This window comes from Arthrobacter sp. Soc17.1.1.1, from assembly GCF_036867195.1.
Taxonomy (GTDB): Bacteria; Actinomycetota; Actinomycetes; order Actinomycetales; family Micrococcaceae; genus Arthrobacter_D.
Window position 1 is genome coordinate 2451541 of sequence record NZ_JBAJII010000001.1, and the last position, 20840, is coordinate 2472380.

The 20840-nt window shown below is 70.4% G+C and carries 19 protein-coding genes; 3 read left to right on the forward strand and 16 right to left on the reverse strand.

From position 1 onward, the window contains the following. Positions 1 to 53 precede the first annotated feature (53 nt). The 6 genes from rdgB to clpS all read right to left on the reverse strand — a co-directional run bounded on the left by rdgB (position 54) and on the right by clpS (position 4233). Positions 54 to 680 carry an RdgB/HAM1 family non-canonical purine NTP pyrophosphatase gene (rdgB, locus tag V6S67_RS11390; RefSeq protein ID WP_334210353.1) on the reverse strand — a complete coding sequence of 209 codons (627 nt, stop codon included), beginning with the start codon at positions 678 to 680 and terminating at the stop codon, positions 54 to 56. After that, positions 673 to 1464: a ribonuclease PH gene (gene rph, locus V6S67_RS11395; RefSeq protein WP_334210354.1), complete on the reverse strand. Its 792-nt coding sequence runs from the start codon at positions 1462 to 1464 to the stop codon at positions 673 to 675. Before rph ends, rdgB begins: the two co-directional genes overlap by 8 nt. A 73-nt stretch (positions 1465 to 1537) precedes the next feature. Continuing rightward, positions 1538 to 2335 carry an MBL fold metallo-hydrolase gene (locus V6S67_RS11400; protein ID WP_334210355.1) on the reverse strand — a complete coding sequence of 266 codons (798 nt, stop codon included), beginning with the start codon at positions 2333 to 2335 and terminating at the stop codon, positions 1538 to 1540. After that, positions 2332 to 3240, reverse strand: a complete 909-nt coding sequence (gene murI, locus V6S67_RS11405) for a glutamate racemase (protein ID WP_334210356.1) — start codon at positions 3238 to 3240, stop codon at positions 2332 to 2334. Before murI ends, V6S67_RS11400 begins: the two co-directional genes overlap by 4 nt. A gap of 103 nt (positions 3241 to 3343) precedes the next feature. Then, positions 3344 to 3919 carry a DUF2017 domain-containing protein gene (locus tag V6S67_RS11410; protein ID WP_334210357.1) on the reverse strand — a complete coding sequence of 192 codons (576 nt, stop codon included), beginning with the start codon at positions 3917 to 3919 and terminating at the stop codon, positions 3344 to 3346. Between the two features lie 5 nt (positions 3920 to 3924). Further along, positions 3925 to 4233 (reverse strand): ATP-dependent Clp protease adapter ClpS, encoded by a 309-nt coding sequence (gene clpS / locus V6S67_RS11415; RefSeq protein WP_104051287.1) that lies wholly within the window; start codon positions 4231 to 4233, stop codon positions 3925 to 3927. Positions 4234 to 4310: 77 nt separating this feature from the next. Between clpS and V6S67_RS11420 the strand changes: the two genes are divergently transcribed. Further along, positions 4311 to 5681, forward strand: coding sequence for a nicotinate phosphoribosyltransferase (locus V6S67_RS11420; protein WP_334210358.1), 1371 nt, complete (start codon positions 4311 to 4313; stop codon positions 5679 to 5681). Further along, the gene (locus V6S67_RS11425; protein ID WP_334210359.1) at positions 5678 to 6301 is read left to right on the forward strand and encodes an isochorismatase family protein; all 624 of its coding nucleotides are present in this window, start codon (positions 5678 to 5680) and stop codon (positions 6299 to 6301) included. The genes V6S67_RS11420 and V6S67_RS11425 overlap by 4 nt, the downstream gene beginning before the upstream one ends. A 73-nt stretch (positions 6302 to 6374) precedes the next feature. Here V6S67_RS11425 and V6S67_RS11430 read toward each other — a convergent pair whose 3' ends face one another. The 3 genes from V6S67_RS11430 to V6S67_RS11440 form a co-directional block, all read right to left on the reverse strand. Further along, positions 6375 to 8150, reverse strand: a complete 1776-nt coding sequence (locus V6S67_RS11430) for a DEAD/DEAH box helicase (protein ID WP_334210360.1) — start codon at positions 8148 to 8150, stop codon at positions 6375 to 6377. After that, a complete protein-coding gene (locus tag V6S67_RS11435; RefSeq protein ID WP_334210361.1) occupies positions 8147 to 9601 on the reverse strand; it encodes an MFS transporter in 1455 nt (484 codons plus the stop codon). The genes V6S67_RS11430 and V6S67_RS11435 overlap by 4 nt, the downstream gene beginning before the upstream one ends. A gap of 523 nt (positions 9602 to 10124) precedes the next feature. Continuing rightward, complete coding sequence (locus V6S67_RS11440) at positions 10125 to 10424, reverse strand: DUF3039 domain-containing protein (protein WP_334210362.1); 300 nt, start codon at positions 10422 to 10424, stop codon at positions 10125 to 10127. Between the two features lie 208 nt (positions 10425 to 10632). Between V6S67_RS11440 and V6S67_RS11445 the strand changes: the two genes are divergently transcribed. Further along, positions 10633 to 12159 carry an HNH endonuclease signature motif containing protein gene (locus tag V6S67_RS11445; protein ID WP_334210363.1) on the forward strand — a complete coding sequence of 509 codons (1527 nt, stop codon included), beginning with the start codon at positions 10633 to 10635 and terminating at the stop codon, positions 12157 to 12159. Positions 12160 to 12286: 127 nt separating this feature from the next. Here V6S67_RS11445 and V6S67_RS11450 read toward each other — a convergent pair whose 3' ends face one another. From V6S67_RS11450 to V6S67_RS11480, 7 genes are all read right to left on the reverse strand, one after another. Next, a complete protein-coding gene (locus V6S67_RS11450; protein ID WP_334210364.1) occupies positions 12287 to 13255 on the reverse strand; it encodes a PKD domain-containing protein in 969 nt (322 codons plus the stop codon). Further along, a complete protein-coding gene (locus V6S67_RS11455) occupies positions 13255 to 13755 on the reverse strand; it encodes a DUF6318 family protein (RefSeq protein ID WP_334210365.1) in 501 nt (166 codons plus the stop codon). The genes V6S67_RS11450 and V6S67_RS11455 overlap by 1 nt, the downstream gene beginning before the upstream one ends. Positions 13756 to 14179: 424 nt before the next feature. Beyond that, complete coding sequence (locus V6S67_RS11460; RefSeq protein WP_334210366.1) at positions 14180 to 15745, reverse strand: transporter; 1566 nt, start codon at positions 15743 to 15745, stop codon at positions 14180 to 14182. Next, positions 15727 to 16536: an ABC transporter ATP-binding protein gene (locus V6S67_RS11465; RefSeq protein WP_334210367.1), complete on the reverse strand. Its 810-nt coding sequence runs from the start codon at positions 16534 to 16536 to the stop codon at positions 15727 to 15729. The genes V6S67_RS11460 and V6S67_RS11465 overlap by 19 nt, the downstream gene beginning before the upstream one ends. A 62-nt stretch (positions 16537 to 16598) precedes the next feature. Next, the gene (locus V6S67_RS11470; RefSeq protein WP_334210368.1) at positions 16599 to 17708 is read right to left on the reverse strand and encodes an NADH:flavin oxidoreductase/NADH oxidase; all 1110 of its coding nucleotides are present in this window, start codon (positions 17706 to 17708) and stop codon (positions 16599 to 16601) included. A gap of 87 nt (positions 17709 to 17795) precedes the next feature. Then, on the reverse strand, positions 17796 to 18752 hold the full coding sequence (locus V6S67_RS11475; protein WP_334210369.1) for a tetratricopeptide repeat protein: 957 nt from the start codon (positions 18750 to 18752) through the stop codon (positions 17796 to 17798). Between the two features lie 49 nt (positions 18753 to 18801). Continuing rightward, positions 18802 to 20631, reverse strand: a complete 1830-nt coding sequence (locus V6S67_RS11480; protein ID WP_334210370.1) for a hypothetical protein — start codon at positions 20629 to 20631, stop codon at positions 18802 to 18804. Between the last annotated feature and the right edge of the window lie 209 nt (positions 20632 to 20840).

Below are 20840 nucleotides of genomic sequence, written 5' to 3' on the forward strand. Positions count from 1 at the left end.
CATGGGATGCCGGCGGAAGGTGGTTGTGATGGCCTGCGGTGGTCCGCCCCTGCTCAGCGCAGCGCGTCGATCAGGTGCGGCAGCAGCGCCCGGAAGGCGATACCGCGGTGGCTGATGGCGTTCTTCTCCTCCGGGGCGAGCTCGGCGCAGCTGCGGTCCAGCCCCGCGGGCACGAGCACGGGATCGTAGCCGAAGCCACCCGTCCCGCGGGGCGCGGTCAGCAGCGACCCCCGCAGTTCCCCGCGCTCGGTGTGGCTCCCGGCGGAGGCGCCGGGGTGCGCGAGCGCCGCGGCGCAGACGAAGGCGGCCCCGCGGCGCTCGTGCGGGATGTCGGCGAGCTGCGCCAGGAGGAGCTCGAGGTTCGCGGCGTCGTCCCCGTGCCGGCCGGCCCACCGCGCCGAGAAGATCCCGGGGGCTCCACCGAGCACGTCGACGGCGAGGCCCGAGTCGTCGGCGACCGCGAGCAGCCCGGTGGCCTCGGCCACCTGCTCCGCCTTGAGCAGCGCGTTCTCCTCGAACGTCACCCCGCTCTCGACGACGTCCGGGGCACCGGCGGTCGCGGCGTCGACCACCTGCGTGTCGACGTCGAGACCGGGCACCTGGCCGCGCAGCAGCTCCCGCAGCTCGCGGAGTTTGCCGGGGTTGCGGGTGGCGAGGACGAGCCGGGGCGCCTCAGCCACCGTGCGAGTCCCGGAGCGTGTCGATCTGGATCTGCGCGAGCTGCGCGGTGCCCAGGAGGGCGAGGTCCAGCAGGGCGTCGAGTTCGGCGCGGTCGAAGGGCGCGCCCTCGGCCGTGCCCTGCACCTCGACGAACTTCCCGGAGCCGGTGACGACGACGTTCATGTCCGTCTCGGCGCGGACGTCCTCCACGTAGGGCAGGTCGAGCATGGGGACGCCATCGATGATGCCCACGCTGATGGCGGCGACGGTGTCGGTGAGCGGGGACGCCGAGGCGGGGATGAGCTTCTTGTCCTTGGCGTACCGTATGGCGTCGGCGAGGGCCACGTACGCTCCGGTGATCGCGGCGGTCCGCGTGCCGCCGTCGGCCTGGAGGACGTCGCAGTCGAGCACGATCGTGTTCTCCCCAAGGGCCTTCGTGTCGATGATCGACCGCAGGGACCGGCCGATGAGGCGCGAGATCTCGTGCGTCCTGCCGCCGATCCGACCCTTGACGGACTCGCGGTCGGAGCGGGTGTTCGTGGCCCGCGGGAGCATGGCGTACTCGGCGGTCACCCAGCCCCTGCCCTCGCCCTTGAGCCAGCGAGGCACCCCGCTCGTCAGGGACGCCGTGCAGAGGACGCGCGTGTTCCCGAACTCGATGAGGGCCGAGCCCTCGGCCTGCTTCGACCAGCCGCGCGTGATGCTGATGTTGCGCAGCTGGTCCGGCGTCCTGCCGTCCGCGCGCAGCACGGGAGGCTGGGCACTGTCGGCGGGCGGCACGGGCGTGGATTTCGCGGAGGTCATGATTTCCAGTCTAGACGGGGCCGGGAGGCCGGACATCAGGCGGGCGCCGGTGACCGGCGGGCCCCGCCCGGCATCACACCGTGTACGAGACCCCGGCGACGGCGACCGCGAGATGCCCCTCGTAGCTCTCCCGGGCCTCGCTGACGGCCACGTTCGCGTCGTTCCAGACCGGGAGGTGGGTCAGCAGCAGCCGCTTGGCGGACGCGCGCGTGGCGACGTCGCCCGCCCGCTTGCCCGTGAGGTGCACGCCGGTGATGGCGTCGTCGCGTCCCTCGTGGAAGGCGGCCTCGCACAGGAAGACGTCGGCGTCCTTGGCCGCGTCCACCAGTCCGTCGCACGCGTCGGTGTCCCCCGAGTACGTGAGGACGTGGGGGCGGGATCCCCCCTGCCCGTCCGCCTCGGTCACCTCGACGCGCAGCGCGTACGCCTCCTCGATGGGGTGCAGCACGCGATACGGGGTGATGGTGAACGGTCCCACCGACACCCCGGAGCGGTCCTCCCACGACCGGAAGTCGAAGTCCTCGTGCATCCCGGGATCGAGCTCGAGTCCGTAGGCGCTGGCCATCCGGTCCGCGGTCGCCGCGGGACCCCAGACGGGGATGCGGGGCAGGCCCCACCCCGAGGGGTCCCAGTGGACGGCGACGTGGAGCCCGCACAGGTCCATGCAGTGGTCGGGGTGCAGGTGGGACAGGAACACGGCGTCGATCTCGCGCAGGTCCATGTAGCGCTGCAGCGCCCCGAGGGAGCCGTTGCCGAGATCGAGGAGGATCCGCCAGGTGCGCCCCTCCCACTCGGCGCTCAGCAGGTAGCAGGACGCCGGGGACTGCGGGCCGGGGAAGGACCCGCTGCAGCCCACGATGGTGAGCTTCATGCGGGCGGGAATCCGGCGGCGATCATCTCGGGCGTGATCCGCGCGAGGCTGCCGGTCGGGTACTGGGCGGCGACATGGTCGACGTGCTGGACACTGAGGACCTCGGGACCGAGGAAACGCCGGGCGAGCACCTCGAAGCCGGCGGCGTCCCCCGTGGCGATGAAGCGGTGCGAGCCGGGCGCCGTGGTGTCCCGCTCCAGGCCGTGCGAGACGAGCGCCCGGTACACGTCCTTGGCGGTCTCCTCCGCGCTGGACACGAGCGTCACGCCGTCGCCCATGACGTAGGAGATGACACCGGTGAGCAGCGGGTAGTGGGTGCACCCGAGCACGAGCGTGTCCACGTCCGCGTCCTTCAGCGGTGCGAGGTACTCCTCCGCCGTCCTCAGGAGCGCCGGACCGCCGGTGATGCCGGCCTCCACGAACTCGACGAACGCCGGGCAGGCCACGGAGGTGAGCTCGAGGTGGGGGGCGGCGGCGAAGGTGTCGTCGTAGGCGCGGGAGCCCACCGTGGCGCTCGTGCCGATGACGCCGATCCGGCCCGAGCGGGTGGCTGCCACAGCCCGGCGCACGGCCGGCTGGATGACCTCGATCACCGGGATGCCGTAGCGGGCCGTGTAGCGCTCGCGGGCGTCGCGGAGGACGGCGGCGGACGCCGAGTTGCAGGCGATGACGAGGAGCTTCACGCCGGAGTCGACCAGTTCGTCCATCACGCCGAGCGCGTGGGCGCGAACGCGGGCGATGGGGAGCGGCCCGTACGGACCGTTCGCCGTGTCGCCGACGTACATGATCGACTCGTGCGGGAGCTGGTCGATGACGGCTCGGGCGACTGTGAGTCCCCCGACTCCGGAGTCGAAGATGCCGATGGGCGCTTCGCTGCGGTCGGGGTTCGCTGGCTCTGGGCTCATGATCCTCCGAGAATATGACCTGACGCCTGCGAAAACTATTCGCCGATCCGTGGGTTTTGTCACAGCCCCGCGCCCGCGGGTCGCACGCGGGCGCCGTCGTGCCTCAGCGCTGCAGCCGGGCGGCCTTCAGCATGGCCTGCACGAGTGACTCCTGGAGCCACGTGATGAAGTTGTACACGAGCGCGAGGTAGGACTCGACGTCGTCCACGTCCTTGGAGTCCGCGACGTCGTGCAGACGTTCGGCGTCCTCCTCCGTCTCGATGGCAAGGCGGTCGGCGAGGACCAGCCGCACGTCGTTGAGCGCCTGGGCGAGGAGGCGTGCCTGCTCGTCGCCCAGGGTGATGGGGTTCGACTCGATCGCCAGGGCGCTGCTGCGCAGGGCGCCGATCTTCTGCTCCCGCAGGGACCGTTCCGTGAGGCGCCGGAAGGCGAGCGCCTCGTCGTCGTCCCCGCGCACGGCGTCGGGCAGGAGGCGCCGGACGGCCGAGTCGTCGGGAGCCGTCGCCTCCGCGTCCGCACCGGACATGCCGACGATCGCGGCCAGGGGGTCATCGCTCGGGCCCGTCTCGGGTTCGAGCATCGAGATGACGTCGTCGAGCAGGGCGCCGAGGAGGCGCGCCTCACCCGGCTCCAGCGCGCCGGTGATGCCGCGGCGCGTCGATTTGAACGGTTTCGCCATCGGGCCTACTCGCTTCCGCTCTTCTCGAAGGTGGCCCACAGTCCGTAGGAGTGCAGTGCGACGGTGTCCTGCTCCACCTTCTCGCGGCTGCCGGAGACGACGGCGGAACGGCCCTGCTCGTGGACCTCGAGCATCAGCGTGCGCGCCTTCGCCTCGCTGTACCCGAAGTACGTCTGGAAGACGTAGCTCACGTAGCTCATGAGATTCACGGGGTCGTTCCAGACCACCACGACCCAGGGCTGGTCCAGGTCGGTCTTCTCGGCCGTCCGCACCTCTTCCAGGGTGTCGGTGCCGGTTGCAAAGCCTACGGTCATCCCCTCATTCTAGGTGGCATCCACCGGGCCTGCTGGCCGGGTACTCACACCCCGGGCGTCCCGCTATCGTTTCAAGGGTGACCAACGCCCCCACCACCGACCCGCCCGCCGCCGGTGCGGCGCCTGCCGCCGCGAACACGCCGAACAGCGCGCTCTTCACCGACCAGTACGAGCTCACCATGCTGCAGGCCTCGCTGCACTCGGGCGCAGCCCATCGCCGCTCGGTCTTCGAGGCCTTCGCCCGCCGCCTCCCGGCCGGCCGGCGCTACGGCGTCGTCGCCGGGACTGGACGGCTCCTGGAGGCGCTGTCCACGTTCCGGTTCGACGACGCGCAGCTCGCATTCCTCAGCGACCACCACATCGTGGACGACACCACGCTCTCCTGGCTCGCGGGATTCCGTTTCACCGGCTCCATCTCGGGCTACGCGGAGGGTGAGGCGTACTTCCCCAACTCGCCCATCCTGACGGTCGAGTCCACCTTCGCGGAGGCATGCATCCTCGAGACGCTCATCCTCTCGATCCTCAACCACGACAGCGCCATCGCCTCCGCGGCGTCACGCATGACCGGTGCTGCCGCCGGGCGGCCCTGCATCGAGATGGGTTCGCGCCGCACCCACGAGGAGGCCGCCGTCGCCGCGGCCCGGTCCGCCATCATCGGCGGTTTCGCGAGCACGTCGAACCTGGAGGCGGGCCGGAGGTACGGCCTCCCGACGGTCGGCACGGCCGCGCACTCCTTCACGCTCCTGCACGATTCCGAGCGGGCGGCGTTCGAGGCGCAGGTCGCCGCGCTCGGCCGGGGCACCTCGCTCCTCGTGGACACGTACGACGTCGAGCAGGGCGTCCGCACGGCCGTGGAGGTGGCCGGCCCCGAGCTGGGAGCCGTGCGCCTGGACTCCGGCGACCTCGTGGCGCAGGCCCGCTGGGTGCGGCAGCTCCTGGACGACCTCGGGAACCACACCACCAAGATCGTGGTGACCTCCGACCTGGACGAGTTCGCCATCGGGCTGCTCGCCTCGGCCCCGGTGGACTCCTACGGGGTCGGCACGTCCCTCGTCACCGGGTCCGGCGCCCCGACCGCGGGCATGGTCTACAAGCTCGTGAGCCGGCAGGACGACGACGGTACCTTCATCTCCGTGGCGAAGGCGGCGAAGAACAAGGCGTCCGTCGGCGGGCTGAAGCAGGCGATGCGGCGGCTCGACGAACACGGCGTCGCCCGGGCCGAGGTCGTCGGCATCGGCATCAGCCCGGTCAACGACGGCGACGACCGTCCGCTCGTGCAGCAGTTCATGAAGGACGGCGTCGTCCTCGACGGCTGGACCGGCCCGGAGGCCGTGCTCCGCGCCGCGAAGCACCACACCCGTTCCATCGCCGAGCTCCCGGGGGCCGTCCGGCGCCTGCAGCGCGGCGAACCCGTCATCCCCACCGAGTACGAGGAGGCAGCATCATGACGCGCGCATTGATCATCGTGGACGTGCAGAACGACTTCTGCGAGGGCGGGTCCCTCGCCGTGCGGGGCGGCGCGCAGGTCGCGGCCGACATCAGCGACCACATCGACGGGCAGGCGGCGTCCTACGACTACATCGTCGCCACGCAGGACTGGCACATCGACCCCGGCGCCCACTTCTCCGAGGAGCCCGACTTCAAGGACTCGTGGCCGGTGCACTGCGTCGCGGACACGAAGGGTTCGGAGTTCCACCGCGACCTCGACACGGAGAGCATCGACGCCGTGTTCCGGAAGGGCCAGTTCGAGGCCGCGTACTCGGGCTTCGAGGGCGTCAAGGCGCCCGACGACGAGGTCCCCACGGGCGACCAGAAGCTCGGCGGCGGCGCTGCAGAGGTCGACGAGGACCCGATGACGCTCGACGACTGGCTGCAGGACCACGAGGTGGACGACGTCGTGATCGCGGGCCTCACCACCGACTACTGCGTGCGGGCGACCGCGCTGGACGCGATCCAGGCCGGCTACGGCGTCACGGTGCTGGTGGATCTCGTCCGGGGCGTGCACGACGACAAAGCCGAGCAGGCGCTCGAGGAACTGGAGGCCGCCGGCGTCGAGCTGGCGGGTTAGTCACCGGACGTAGAGAGGCCGGGCTGGTCGAACCAGCCCGGCCTCCGCCGTATCGGTACCGTCCGTACCGTTCCTACTTCTTGCCGATGAACCAGTCCTGCAGCTTCTGCAGGCGGCGCTGGAGCTGGTCCTCGTTGGCCTGGGCGACGGCGGGTCCGCCGCACTGCTTCCGCAGCTCGGTGTGCACCTGGCCGTGCGGCATGCCGGTGCGGGCGGCCCAGGCCGAGACGTTCTTCGCGAGCTGGCCGCGCAGCTCGGTGAGCTGCCGGTGGTCCACCACGAGCGGTTCGGCGGGCGCCGCCGCGGGCCTCGCCTTGCGGCGCGTCTGCTGCTCCTGCTGGCGCTGGCGCAGCAGCTGGCCCACCTGGTCGGCGTCGAGCAGCCCGGGGATGCCGAGGAAGTCGAGCTCCTCCTCGCTGCCCATCTCGCCGCCGGTGCCGAACTCGCCGCCGTCGAACAGGACGCGGTCGAAGGACGCCTGCGATTCCAGCGCCTCGAACTTCTGCTTGGTCAGGGAGTCCGACGCCTTGTCCTCGCGGTTCGCGGCCTCCATGAGCCCGTCCTCGAGGCCGAAGCCCTCGTCGTCCTTCTCGGGCCGGTCGAGGGCGTGGTCGCGTTCGAGCTCGAGCTGGTTGGCCAGTGCCATGAGGTTCGGTACGGAGGGCAGGAAGATCGACGCCGTCTCGCCGCGCCGACGGGCCCGCACGTAGCGTCCGACGGCCTGGGCGAAGAACAGCGGGGTCGCGGTGGAGGTGGCGTAGACGCCGACGGCGAGGCGCGGGACGTCGACGCCCTCGGACACCATGCGCACGGCGACCATCCACCGCTTCTCGCCCGCGGAGAACTCCTCGATCTTCGAGGACGCCTTCGCGTCGTCGGACAGGATCACGGTCGGGGACTCCCCCGTGATCCGCTTGAGCTGCCCGGCATAGGCTCGCGCGTCGTCGTGGTCCGTCGCGATGACGAGCCCGCCGGCGTCGTGCACCGTCCGCCGCACCTCGGTGAGCCGCTTGTCGGCGGCGGCGAGGACGGCCGGGATCCATTCGCCGGCCGGGTTGAGCGCCGTCCGCCAGGCCTGCGCGGTGATGTCCTTGGTCACGGCGGCCTCGCCGAGCGACGCGGCCATCTCCTCGCCCCCGCTGGTGCGCCAGCGCATCTGGCCGGAGTACGCCATGAACATGACCGGACGCACCACGTGGTCACGGAGGGCCTGGCCGTAGCCGTAGGTGTAGTCGGCGCGGGACCGGCGGATGCCGTCGCGGTCCTCCGCGTACTCGACGAACGGGATCGCCGCGGTGTCCGACCGGAAGGGCGTGCCGGTGAGGGCGAGGCGCCGCGCGGCCGGTTCGAAGGCCTCCCGGATGCCGTCGCCCCAGGACAGTGCGTCGCCGCCGTGGTGGATCTCGTCGAGGATCACGAGGGTACGGGCGGCCTCCGTCTTCGCGCGGTGCAGCATGGGCTTGCTGGCCACCTGCGCGTACGTCACGGCGACGCCGATGAAGGCTCCGCCGTGGCGGCCGTCCGCGTTCTTGAAGTTGGGGTCGATCGCGAGGCCGACCTTCGCGGCGGCGTCGGCCCACTGCCGCTTGAGGTGGTCCGTGGGGGCGACGATCGTCACCCGGTTGACCACGCCGCGGTCGACGAGCTCGGTCGCCACGCGGAGGGCGAAGGTCGTCTTGCCTGCTCCGGGGGTGGCTACCGCGAGGAAATCGCTCGGGGACTCCTGGAAATACTTCTCCAGCGCTTCGCTCTGCCACTGGCGCAGCTTGGGGGCGGTCCCCCAGGCTGCGCGCTCCGGATATGCGGGGGGCAGGGCTGCGCCGGCACCGAACAGGGTGTCACTACTCACGCCGGGACAGTACCTTCCATTGACTTGCTGGGGAGACCGGGGCCGTCATCGGATGACCTGGCCCCTCTCAGACCCGAAACTATACCCGCTGCCGTGAACACCCACAGAGCCAGCCAGATCGCAACAAACGTCGGTACGTGGCCGGGATCCGCGGGGTCGTGCAGGAGGGCGAACAGGGCTCCCGCACCGGCCGTCCCGGCCACGCCGCCGAGCTGGTCGGAGATCTGCAGGGCAGCCGAATTGCGTCCCTGCTCGGTGGGCGCGGAGAGTTTCAGCACCAGCACCGATGTACTCGAGAGCGTCATCCCCATGGCGAATCCGGACACTCCCCACACCACGGCGAGCACCCACAGCGGGGCTTCCGTCGCGGTCGCGAGGGCGAATCCGCCGAGAGAGAGGGAGAGGATCGACGACCCGGCGACCAGCAGCCACTTCCGGTTGAAGGTGACGCGCGCCTGCACGAAGGACCCCGCGCTCCAGCCGAGCGCCCCGGCGCTCAGCGTGAGGCCCGCGGTGCCCGGGTCGATGTCCCTGGAGCTCACGAGCATCAGGGGGATGAAGGCCTCGGTGCCGAAGAAGGCCACATTCACGATGCCGCGGGTGGCGATGATGCTCGGCAGCCCGCGGGCGAGGACCAGGGCGCCCTTGGGCAGCAGCGGAGGCAGGACGAGGAGGGCGACGACGACGCCCACGACGGCGAGGGACACGAGGACCGCCACCGTCGCGGCGTCGGGGTCCTGCGTGTCGGCGAGCCGGACCACGGCCCACTGCGCGGCGAAGACACCGCCGGCCAGGGCGACCCCGCGGAGGACGCGTCCCTTCGCCGGGCCGGCCTCGGCGGCTGCCATGGGACCGAGTCCCCGCGTCTTCGGCCACACGATGAGGACGGCTGCGATCACCACGGGCACGACTCCGAGGAACACCCAGCGCCAGCCGACGTGCTGCGTCACGAAGCCGGCGACCACGGGTCCGATCAACGCCGGCAGCACCCACGCGGCGGCGAGCCAGCCGAACACGACCGGCTGGGCCGCGAGCGGGAAGGACCGCCCGATCACCACGTACACCGCCACGATCATGGAACCGCCGCCCAGGCCGGAGACGGCGCGGCCGACCGTGACGAGCCAGAAATCCGGGGCCGCCCCCGCCAGGAGGAGTCCGAGGATCATGAGGGCCAGCCCGACGGCGAGGGCCGGGCGGGGTCCCTTGCGGTCGCACCAGGAACCGGCGACGACGGTCCCGAGCAGCGATGCCGTCAGGTACATGGAGAACGCCAGACCATAGCTCGACTCGCCGGAGAGTTCCTTCGCCACCGAGGGCATGGCGGTGATGACGGCCATCGCCTCGAAGGCCGCGCAGGTGATGATGGCGAGGATGCCGATCGTGAGTGGGCGCAGCTCGGGCGACATCGCGCCGGCTGTCGCGGTCCCTGCCCTGTCGGAGGTCTTGCTCATGTCACCTGTGTTCTGCTGGGTATCGGGCGTGGTTCTGGTGCGTCTCGCGCGCGTTTCTGCTGTGTCTCGCGCGTGGTACTGGTGCGTCTCGCGCGTGATTCTGGTGCGTCTCGCGCAGTCCTGCTCTGTATCGCGTGATTCTGGTGCGTCTCGCGTGTGGTTCTGGTGCGTCTCGCGCGTGGCGGCGCACGGTGTTCCGGACTGCTTGATCAGCCGGTGTTCATGGGATCCGGCACGGGCGTGGCAGAAGCCGGCATGCGACAACACGCGTACACCCGTGTCGGCAGTCGTCGAACCCGAGCGATGTGCACGGAGTGGACGGGCGCGTGTTCCTCCGCTTCGCACGTGCTGTCGATCCGGCGTCGGCCCGGCTCGGCGTACGCCGGGCTGAAGGCATCCCCGTATCCCGGTATCCCGGTGAAGCCGGCGCCCGTCGGTCGGACATATGCCTACAGGGCCTGCCGTCGGTCGGATCTACCGTCGGATCTACCGTCGGCCGAACGTGCCGTCAGCGGGCCTGCCGTCAGTCCTTGGGCTTGTCGTTGCCCGGGCGGAGACCGTTGTAGATCTCCTTGCACTCGGGGCAGACGGGGAACTTCTCGGGGTCCCGGCCGGGAGTCCACACCTTGCCGCAGAGTGCGATCACGGGTTCGCCGGTGAAGGCCGACTCCATGATCTTCTCCTTGCGGACGTAGTGGGCGAAGCGCTCGGCGTCACCGGGCTCCACCTCCTGGCGGAGTTCCTCACGCTCGATGGTCGCCGTGGAGCCCCCGGTGCCGGCATCGAGGGGATCGTTTGCGAAGGGATCTGCGGGCATAGTCATGGCTCCAGTCTATCGCCCGGGCGTCTGCGTCACAGGGGGTGGGCGAATGATCTCGCTGCTGAGTTCACCGGATCAAGAGGGCCACCGTTTACCGACCAATTGTTCATCTCTTTGTCCCTCGATTCGCTGCTCGGCAGGTTATCCACATAGTCGAACGACGTTATGGAGAGCCCTGATCCTGTCAGTGGCAGGCGGGAGAATAATGGGTATGAGGACGAACGCGGAATACCGGGAAGAATGCGAGCGGATCGACGCTCGTATCCTGTCCCTCGCCGCGCAGAAAGCCCGTATCGACGCCGAGATGGCGGTGGCCACCGAGGAGCTGCGGAAACTCCTCGAGGACGAATTCTTCGACTACCAGAATGGCCGAACCCCCGGCGTCCGGCCCGGCTCACTCTCCGGCAACGAGGCGGGCGTGCGGCGGCGGACGAATCTCGCCGACACGGCCGCCGCCGCCGAGGTCGCGTGCCTGCTGCGGATCCCCCAACGCACCGCCCATCGCCTCGTCCAGCACGCCGCGGTCCTGGTCAAACACCAGCCCAGAACCCTCGCGGCACTGCACGCCGGGACCATCTCCTGGACCCACGCAACGACCCTGGTCCACGAATGCTCCGACCTGCCCCCGCAGGCCGCTGCCCAGCTCGAAGAACACCTCCTACCCATCGCCGCGGACACCACCGCCGCCCGGACCGCGGTCAAAGCCCGTACCCTGCGCGCCCGCCTGCACCCCGAGCCCCTCCACGCCCGCGCCACCACCGCCGCCGCGCGACGCCGGGTGGACCTCGAACCCGATCACGACGCCATGGCCTGGCTGCACATCTACCTGCCAGCCACCGACGCCACCGCCATCGACACCCGGCTGACCACCACCGCCCGCGCCCTGCAGAGCCCTACCGAGACCCGCACCCTGCCCCACCTACGCACCGACATCCTCACCGATCTCCTCCTGACCCCCGCCTGCCCCGCGCGCCTCTGTCCGGGTGCGGAGAACCCGACAGCCGCACCTCGTAGTGCCGGCACCAGCCACAGCACACCCGTCAGCGCTGGTGTCGGGCCGTACGCCGCAGAGCCCTCCGGTGCTCGCCGGAGCAAGGATGCATGCGGCGGTTGCCGCTGCGGGTTCGGGCTTCTGTCCGGTACGCAGCCGGGTGCCGGCGGTGTCGGCGGTGCCGGCGGTGCCGGCGGTGCCGGCGGTGCCGGCGGTGTCGGCGGTGTCGGCGGTGCCGGTGGGATGGTGGAGCCGAGGATCCGGGCTCACGTCAACGTCACCGTGCCCGTATTGACCCTCCTCGGTCTTGACGACACCCCCGCCGACCTCGAAGGCTATGGGCCCATCCCAGCCGACACCGCCCGCCGCCTCGCCGCCCACGCCCCCTCTTTCACCCGACTCCTCACGCACCCTGAAACGGGGGCCGTGCTCAGTGTCGGCCGCACCACCTACACGGTCCCGGCCGACCTCAAACAATGGCTGCGCGTGCGCGACCAGACCTGCCGCCACCCCGGCTGCACCACCCCTGCCTCCCGCTGCGACCTCGACCACACTGTGCCCTGGTCCCACCACGGGCCCACCGACCACGACAACCTCGCCCACCTCTGCCGCACCCACCACATGCTCAAAACCCAGGGCATCTGGCACTACACACAACACGCCCCCGGCGATCCCGTCGGCACCCTCACTGCGATCTCCCCCACCGGCCGCACCTACACCACCACTCCCGACCCACCACCCTTCTGACCGCTCGCCCTCCGGAGCGCGGAAGGGAGGGGCTTGGTCGCACGGCAGGGCTCGTAGAGGGGTGGCACTCGGCTGATCATCGACGGGCTGCACTCGGCCAGCGGCTGCGATCAATGCATGAGGGCAGTCAGCGCGTGGGTGGCTGGCAGCCGATGCCGGTCGGGTTCTCCAGGCAGTCCTGACTCACTTGGTGGGACTGCGTTCGCCAGATACTCATGAGATGCGGCGCGGAGACGACCGCAGCTTCTCCGGCGACCGGCTGGAACGGTCCGCCGTCCACTGAATAGTCCCCGGCGAAGAACGTGGTCACGGTGACCTGGAAGTCCCCGGTCTGAGCGTACTGATGGCTCGTCGTCGTGGGAGTGTTGAAAGCGTTCTCGATGACAGGGCCGCCGGGCGTGGTGGTCGTCATGCTGGAGCCGTCACCGTAGGCCCATCGGTAGGACACCGGCCGGGCTTTGAGCACGATCGAGGCGTCCTGGAAGTCGAACGTGAATTCCTGCTCCTGAGCCTGCGCATAGATATTCGAGTGGGCGTTCCGTAGCCCGAAGTTCGAGGGCTGTGACAGGATCGTCGCGGCCAGCACCGGCTGCTTCTGGAACTCTTCAAGGCTGATGACGATGGGCGCTTGCTCCGGCACTGCCGCGCCCTCCACCGGTGGTTGGGGCGGCTCGCCTGGGTACATACACGAGGTCCGGCCTGTCGGCGTCCGCGTTGCCGGCTGCGTGTTGTTGTTCACCTCGATCCAGTTCACCAAGATGCCACCCTCCTGGGCAGCGCACTGGGCGTTCATCCTCGGGCAGGTCGCTGGGTCGAGTGCCTCACCGACTCCGGCTGTGCAGGCACGGACGTAGGTGTACTCGATGCCATCGTTCACGGGCAACATTGCCGGCACCTCTTTTGCCCCACTGCCTCGTTGAGCGTCGGGTCTGCCTCCTAGTGCATTCTTGCCGAAGGAACTGGTATCTCGAACCTTTGCAGTCGCTGTGTCGCCGTCGAATCGGATGTCGTTGCCATCACCCAACGCCGTCGCTAAAGGAGTGCAGAATAAGAAAATGGGAATGATTAGAATGATGCGGACCAATAGGGACTTCATTACCCTGTCCCCTCAGGCGCACCGAAATCAAGCATCACCCAACGGCCTTCTAAGTGAGCTGAGAAGATAGCATTGAAATTGGGATCCCCTTCTGGCGCATCGGCTTCGACCTCGCCAGAGGACGAGTAGGTTTTTGAGGCCCCTTGAACAACTTCTACATAAGAACCAATTGATCCCTCTGTGTTCGTCAGGAAATCGGTGGTGAACGTTGTGACGTCCGAATTGGCTCCAGAAACCCATCCGCCATTCGCGTAGACGCCTTTGACCGCGCTGACTGCATTGGAACATGTCTCACATCGAGGGTCCGTTACTGCCTCGAACGGCGCCCAGTCGTTGGTCTCGTAGCCGTAGGAGAACAGCTCGAACCAGTACTTAGTGAACGCTTCGAGCCCCTTGGCCGAGTTCTCGTCCGCCAGTGCAGGCTTCACCGGCACCGGGATGTTCGCCGCCGGACCGGCCGACGACGCAGGCGACGGCTCGGGGCCGGCGGAAGCCGACACGGATGGAGCGGCAGAACCCGAAGGCGCCGTCGAGGAGGACGACGAAGGGTCGGAACTCGGCTGGACGGACGGATCCGGATCGCCCTGGCATCCGCTCAGGAGCAGCACCGCGACCGCCGCACCGGCCAGGAGGGGCGGTACCCCTCGACGGCGGCGGCCATGAGCATCTGCACGCACCAGGAACATGCAACTCCCCCATCACAAGCGTCCGGGGACCGGAATGGCCCTCAGCATAGCCCGATGAGCCCCGCGCGCTACAGGTTATGCACAGGCGAATTCGGCCATACGACCCGAAATCCGGCAGGAGCCCCCGGCGCCCACCCTCGGCCTGGCTTCCGGACGGTCACGGAGCGCAGCGCAGGTATGCGCCGATGAACGATCTCCAATGGCCCACCAGGGCCGGCTCGAACCCGACCTCCAGGGGTCAGCGGTTGGCGGAGACCGCCAGGAGAAGCTCGGGAGCCCTGCGGTCGTACCACCGGCCACCCGTCCTGATACCGACCACGAACAGCACACTGCCGAGCACCAGCCCGACCACGACGGTCAGCCAGCCGAACAGGGCGTCACCGGTCACGAAGTAGAGGATCGTGAGGACGATCTCGGGCAGCGCCAGCAACAGCATCACGAACCATCCGATGAACTGGACGGCGAACATGGTGAAGTTCGTCCCCGGCGGCGTCTTGAAGGCGCTCTCGCCGGGCAGCGGGACGTTGTAGGTGTAGCGCGCCGATACGACGCTCGACAGGCCCGCGCCGGTCAGCAGCAGGCCGAGCGACAGACCCAGCATCACGGGCAGATCCTCGGTCCGGCCCGTGACGAGCAACGGCACCACCGTGAAGACGAGGGTGACCGGTAGGGAGAAGACCATCAGGGCGACGGCCCGGCCGAGACGGTCGTCGTAGCCTCTGACACCGGTGGAGACGTGCAGGCTGAAGGCGGTGTTGTCGTAGGAGATGTCGGCCGAGATGGACCACGCGAGTAGAAATGCGGTGAGTGGACCGAGGAAGGCGAACGCCGTGCCCGATCCTCCACCCGAGAAGTAGAGCAGCACCGCGAGGAACGGGATCACCACGAGGGACGCGGAATACCGCGGGTCGCGGAGCCAGTAGGTCAGCGCCCTCGCCGCGATGGCGCCCGTGGGGGTCGCCGGGAACCGGGAGAACCAGCCGAGGTTCCCGCCCGCCCTCTTCGTGACGGCGTTGTAGGGAGGCGTGACCAGGGCGTGCGTGAGGCTGCGGCTCCAGAGCACGAGGAACAGCACCAGCGTGGCCGTCCCGATCAGGAACTTCAGGATCGCCGGACCGAAGTATCCCGCCGCGACGTCCGCCGGTGCCGCCCACAGCGCACCGAGCGGAGTCCAGGCGAGGACGTCGGCGAGGGTCACTGCGAAGCCCGGCGAGCTCTGGAACCCTGCCGTGACTCCCCCGATGATCGGGCCGAGGAAGATCAGGGGGATGAAGGCGACGATGCCGTTGACGTCCTTGAAGCGTCGCGAGCCCGTCATCGAGGACACCGCCGTCGTCACGAGCCGCGAGGCCACGACGCACAGCAGGACGGCGACCAGACCGCAGACGAGGGCCGTCAGGGCGGCCGCCGGGTAGCGGATCCACGTGATCACCTGCGTCAGCGTGGCGATCAGGGTGACCACCCCCGGGATGCCCACGAGACCGCCGAGCACGAGACCGGCGAGCAGCTGGCGCATCGGGATCGCGAAGGTCACGAACCGCGCGGGGTCGAGGGTCATGTCGATGCCGGTCGCCGCGATGGGGATGATGATCCAGCCGAGCACGGCCGCCGAACCGCCGATCACGAGGACGGTCCTGATGACCTCGAGCTCAGCGGTGCCGAGCAGCACCAGGCCGATCATGAGCAGGACCAGCAGTCCCAGCCCGTACAGACCGCCGAGGATCACGCCGATGAGCTGCCCGGTGCTGCGCTTGAGCGAGTTCCGCAGCAGGAGGAGCTTGAGTCTCAGGAGGTCCGCAACCACGACAGCCCTTCCGATGTGCTGCGGCCGCCGACGAGCTCGACGAAGCGGTCCTCGAGGGTCGCGTCGCCCCGGACCTCGTCGACGGTCCCCGCGGCGAGGACGGTGCCCGCCGCGATGACGGCGACGTGGTCGCACATGCGCTGCACGAGGTCCATCACGTGGCTGGACACGATGACCGAGCCGCCGGAGCGCACATAGCCCGTCAAGATGTCACGGATGTTCGCGGCCGAGACCGGGTCGACGGACTCGAACGGTTCGTCGAGGACGAGGAGCTTCGGTGCGTGGATCAGGGCCGAGGCGAGCGCGATCTTCTTCGTCATGCCCGCCGAGTAGTCGACCACGAGCGTCCCGGCGTCGTTCGCGAGGTCGAGGGCGCGCAGCAGGTCGCCGGTGCGCTCCAGCACGGTCTCGCGGTCCATGCCGCGCAGCAGTCCCGCATAGGTGACGAGCTGCTCGCCGGTGAGCCGGTCGAACAGCCTGACGCCGTCGGGCAGGATGCCCATGAGCTTCTTCGCCTCGAGCGGCTGCGCCCAGACATCGACGCCGTGCACGAGCGCCTGGCCGTAGTCGGGGCGGAGCAGGCCCGTGGCCATGGAGAGCGTGGTGGTCTTGCCGGCGCCGTTCGGTCCCACGAGACCGTAGAAGGAGCCCGGCGGGACCTCGAGCGTCACGCCGTTCACGGCGATCTTCTCCCCGAAACGCTTGGCGAGACCGCGGATGCTCAGCGCGGCCGTACCGGCCCTGGCCTGCGGATTGTTCTCATCGGTCGGCGGTGGCACGAGGGAACTCATGCTGTCACGCTAGCAACGCGCGCTCGAGCTCCTCGTCATCCCAAAGGAGGAGAAGATGCAGGTCAGAAGCCGCCTGCCCGCTCGTACTGGGGTGCGGGGACGAGGTCGTGGCCGAGCTCGCCCGCGGCGCGCATCCACCAGTGCGGGTCGCGCAGGGCGGCCCGGGCGATGAGGACGACGTCGGCCCGCTCCTCGCGGATGACGTCGTCGGCCTGGCGCGGGTCGCTGATGAGGCCGACGGCGCCGGTCGGCACGCCGGAGGTCCGCACCTCCTCGGCGAGGGCCACCTGATAGCCGGGGCCGACAGGGATGGACGCCCTGGGGACGGCTCCGCCGGACGACACGTCCACGAAGTCGACACCCTCCTCCGCGGCACGCTTGGCGAGCCGTGCCGACACGGCGCCGTCGATCCCGCCCTCGGTCCAGTCGGACGCGGAGATGCGCAGCAGCAGCGGCATGGTGTCGGGGATGACGCGCCGGACCTCGCGGATCACCTCGAGCGTCAGCCGGAAGCGGGCCTCCTCGGAGCCGCCCCAGCCGTCCGTGCGGGTGTTGACCAGCGGGGAGAGGAACTGGTGCAGCAGGTACCCGTGGGCGGCGTGGATCTCCATGGTGTCGAAGCCGGCGTCGACGGCGAGGGCTGCGGCAGCACCGAAGTCGCGGATGACCTTCCGGATGTCCTCCTCGGTCATGGCCCGGGGCGCAGCGTACCGGCCGAAGGCCTCGTCGGTGGGGCCGACGGTCTGCCAGCCGCCCTCGGACTCCGGGACGGAATCCTGCTTCCCGCTGAAGGGCCAGTACGTGGAGGCCTTCCGCCCGGCGTGCGCCAGCTGCACCGCGGTCTTCGTCCCGACCGCACTGTGCTCGTGGACGAAGTCGTTGATGCGGCGCCAGGCGTCCGCCTGCTCCTGCGTGTAGATACCGGCGTCGCGGGGGCTGATCATGCCCTCCGGACTCACCGCGGCGGCCTCCGTGATGATGAGCGCGGCGCCCCCGGTGGCGAACTGCCCGAGGTGCACGAGGTGCCAGTCCGTGGGCACGCCGGGAGCCGTGGCCGGATCGCACGAGTACTGGCACATCGCCGCGACCCAGCCCCGGTGGGGCAGGTCCAGGGAACGGAGCGCGATCGGGTCGAACAGGCCGGGCGTACCGGCGGGAGCTGCGGGAGTCATGCCATCCTCTGGGAGTCGTACGGGGTGCGTGGGGGGAGGAACACCGTGACCGGCGGCGGGTGCCCTGCCGGAAGCGGTGCGGGCCTGCTAGAAGAGGGCGCGCGCGAGCGCGCTGCGGGCCTTCGCGACGCGCGGATCGGCGACGCCGACGACGTCGAACAGCTCCAGCAGGCGCTTGCGCGCCGCTTCCCTGTCCTCGCCCGAGGTCCGTCCGATGAAGGCGACGACGCGGTTGAAGGCGTCCTCCACGTGGCCGCCCGTGAGATCGAGGTCGGCGACGGCGAGCTGCGCGTCGACGGTGTCCGGCTCGTCGGCGCCGCGCTGCCGGACGGCGGCGGCATCCGCGTCCTGCACCCGCTGCATGAGCTCGACCTGCGCGAGCCCGGCCTTGGCGTCCGCGTCGGCGGGCTGCTCCGCCAGCGCGCGGCGGTAGGCGGCGGCCGCGGCCGGGTAGTCCCCGGCCTCGATGGCGTCGAACGCCTCCTGGTGCAGGGGCGGCAGCGGCGGCTCCTCGGGCGCGGCCGGGCCGGGTCCGGCGCCGTCGTTGAGCGTGCCCGTCACACCGTTGGCCTCCGCGACCTTCAGGAGTTCGTCGAGGTACGCGCGGATCTGGGGATCGGGCACGGCGCCCTCGAACAGCGGGACCGGCTGGCCCTTGACCACGGCGACGACGGTCGGCGCGCCCTGGGCCTGGAACGCCAGGGCGATCTGCGGCTGGGCCTCCAGATCGACGTTGGCGAGCAGGATGCGTCCGTCGAACTCCACCGCCGCCGCCTCGAGGACAGCGGTCACCTGGTTCGACTGCTCGCTCCAGGTGGCGCGGAGGTTCACGACCACGGGCACCTGGGTGGAGAGCTGCACCAGCTGCGGGAACGTCTGCTCGGTCACCTCGACGACGTACGGGCTCGGCCCTGCCGAGGGCTGGCGCGTCGCGGCGGGGCGGGCGGCGGCGTCGGCCCGCGCCTTGAGCGCGGACAGGTCCACCGCTCCCCGCAGGTTCATGGCGGACGGCGGCATGCCGCCCCGCTGTGGTGGTGTGGACAATGCTCTGCCTTTCTCTGGCTGCCTGGGAGGGATGCTCGTGTGTTCCGGGTCAGCGGAGCTTCGCCGACAGCAGCTGCTGCGCTGCGCCGGTCACCCGGATCCTATCGTCGCTGCCGGCCGGGGGGACGTACAGCATCACGGCTTCGCCGTAGTTGACGTCGATTCCCTTGTCGCTGGCGTCACTGCCGGTCAGCGACTGGTACACCGTGCCCTTGAGGTCGATGGTGTCCCCGGCACCCTTCGGGACGCTCGAGTAGGTGTGGGTGATGTACCCGAACACCATCGCGCCGCCGTCGCCCGTCGGCAGGGCCTGCGTGCGGTCGCCCTGGGCCTGGTGGGTGAAGGTGATGGTGGCCGCCTTGTTGCCCGGGTCGGCGACGACGCCGGCCTGGAACTCGGTGATGGCCTCGGAGAAGGAGTTCTCCTCGAAGGTCGCGGCGTTGGTGCCGGCCGGCGTGGTGAGGAAGTCGGCGATCGACGCGACGGCGTCCTGGGGTGCCTTCGCGAGCGTCCCGGCGTCGTCGAGCGGGACGGGAGCCGATGCGCCGGGCGCCGGCGGGGAGGGGAAGGTGCTGCCGGGCAGCATCTGGACCGCGGAGGTCAGCTTGTAGTTCTCGCGCGGGGTCTCCTGCACCAGCAGGAGGGCCTGCGGCACCGGGTTGTCGTCGCTCTGCGTGAGGGCCACGACCGTCCGGGGCCATTCGGCGTCGGTGGGGATCATGTCCAGCAGCACGGGCTCCGCCGCGACCGGCACGGGGGCGGCGGCCTGTGCGTCCTTCGCGCGGACGGCGTAGGACCCGGTCCGCAGGTCGAGCGCGGCGCCGTCGACGCGCGGGGCCAGGCGCCGGGCGTCGGAGGCGGCGTCGGCGTCGGCGACGGTCGAGGCGACGGACGCGAGGATCCGCTCGAGCTGGCCGGCGAGGACCACGGGCGGGCCGCTGGCCTCGCTGCCCGCGGACGGCGCACCGGGAGCGGCGGACGACGACGCGTCCGGCGTCGCGGTGGCCGCGGAGGACGGCGTCGCGGTGGCCGCGGAGGACGGCGTCGCGGTGGCCGCAGGGGACGGCGTCGCGGTGGCCGCGGAGGACGGCGTCGCGGTGGCCGCAGGGGACGGCGTCGTCGTCGCCATCCCGGGGGCGATCCCCAGCAGGGACCCGCCCGCCACGAGGCCCGTGAGGACGAGGACGGGCGCGGGAGCGGCGATCGACGGGACCGCCGACCCGCCGGCCCGGGCGTGCCGGCGGGCATGCGCCCGGGTGCCCTCGGCCGCGTCGGCCTGTGAGCCCCGACGGTCGCGCGGCGGGACGAAGAGGAGCGCGATGCCGAGCACGACGACGAGCGCTCCGCCGATGATGAGCGGCAGGGCGAACGGTGTGGACTGGTCGTTGGGGCGCGTGACGGAGACCTGGGTGGGAGCGGGCGCCGTCCCGTCGGCGGCGAGCAGGATGGACCAGTCGCCCTCCACGGGCTCGCTCCACCGGTAGGTCAGCGATCCGTCGCCGGGCTCCTCGCTGATCCAGAGGTCGCTGCCGCTCGGATCGGGGACGGAGTCCTCGCCGTCGGTGAACTCGGAGGACAGCGTCTCGTCGGCCACGCCCTTGACGGCGAGGTGCGCGGCATCGCCCACCCACGCCTCGACGTCGGACGCGCGACCGATCGCGAGGGTGAAGGGACCGTCCGCCTCGACGGTGACCTCGACCGACCCGTCGGCGTCGCCGCGGGCTCCGGGCTCGATCACGGTGACCGGCGCCGTCCCGGCACCCTGGGCGACGCTCGCGGTGACCGTCTCCGCGGGCGCCCAGAGGGTCCGCTGGCCGATGCCGAGAAGCATCAGCAGGAGCCCTGCCACGATGATCGGTACTGCTGTCTTTCCGCGCACTGGTTGCCTATCGTCGTCCGTTGCGGCGGACCTCCCGGCCCCTTCCGCTCCGATGGCCCGGCGCACGCGGCGCCGGGCCATCAGGAATAGTCACCCAATGGTAACGAAGTTCCTCCGCAGCCCCGTCCCGGGGGCGGCCCGTCAAGACCGTCCTCGGCGGTGCCCGGCTGTTAGGGTTTCGCTAGTCGACCCACCCGCCGGACACGCAC

What these genes read in the sequence shown, in the direction of transcription:
- V6S67_RS11445 (WP_334210363.1), top strand. Translation starts at nt 10,633, where the DNA reads ATGAGGACGAACGCGGAATACCGGGAAGAATGCGAGCGGATCGACGCT.
- V6S67_RS11465 (WP_334210367.1), bottom strand. Translation starts at nt 16,536, where the DNA reads ATGAGTTCCCTCGTGCCACCGCCGACCGATGAGAACAATCCGCAGGCC.
- V6S67_RS11470 (WP_334210368.1), bottom strand. Translation starts at nt 17,708, where the DNA reads ATGACTCCCGCAGCTCCCGCCGGTACGCCCGGCCTGTTCGACCCGATC.
- V6S67_RS11450 (WP_334210364.1), bottom strand. Translation starts at nt 13,255, where the DNA reads ATGAAGTCCCTATTGGTCCGCATCATTCTAATCATTCCCATTTTCTTA.
- murI (WP_334210356.1), bottom strand. Translation starts at nt 3,240, where the DNA reads ATGAGCCCAGAGCCAGCGAACCCCGACCGCAGCGAAGCGCCCATCGGC.
- clpS (WP_104051287.1), bottom strand. Translation starts at nt 4,233, where the DNA reads ATGACCGTAGGCTTTGCAACCGGCACCGACACCCTGGAAGAGGTGCGG.
- V6S67_RS11440 (WP_334210362.1), bottom strand. Translation starts at nt 10,424, where the DNA reads ATGACTATGCCCGCAGATCCCTTCGCAAACGATCCCCTCGATGCCGGC.
- V6S67_RS11435 (WP_334210361.1), bottom strand. Translation starts at nt 9,601, where the DNA reads ATGAGCAAGACCTCCGACAGGGCAGGGACCGCGACAGCCGGCGCGATG.
- V6S67_RS11400 (WP_334210355.1), bottom strand. Translation starts at nt 2,335, where the DNA reads ATGAAGCTCACCATCGTGGGCTGCAGCGGGTCCTTCCCCGGCCCGCAG.
- V6S67_RS11410 (WP_334210357.1), bottom strand. Translation starts at nt 3,919, where the DNA reads ATGGCGAAACCGTTCAAATCGACGCGCCGCGGCATCACCGGCGCGCTG.
- V6S67_RS11425 (WP_334210359.1), top strand. Translation starts at nt 5,678, where the DNA reads ATGACGCGCGCATTGATCATCGTGGACGTGCAGAACGACTTCTGCGAG.
- rph (WP_334210354.1), bottom strand. Translation starts at nt 1,464, where the DNA reads ATGACCTCCGCGAAATCCACGCCCGTGCCGCCCGCCGACAGTGCCCAG.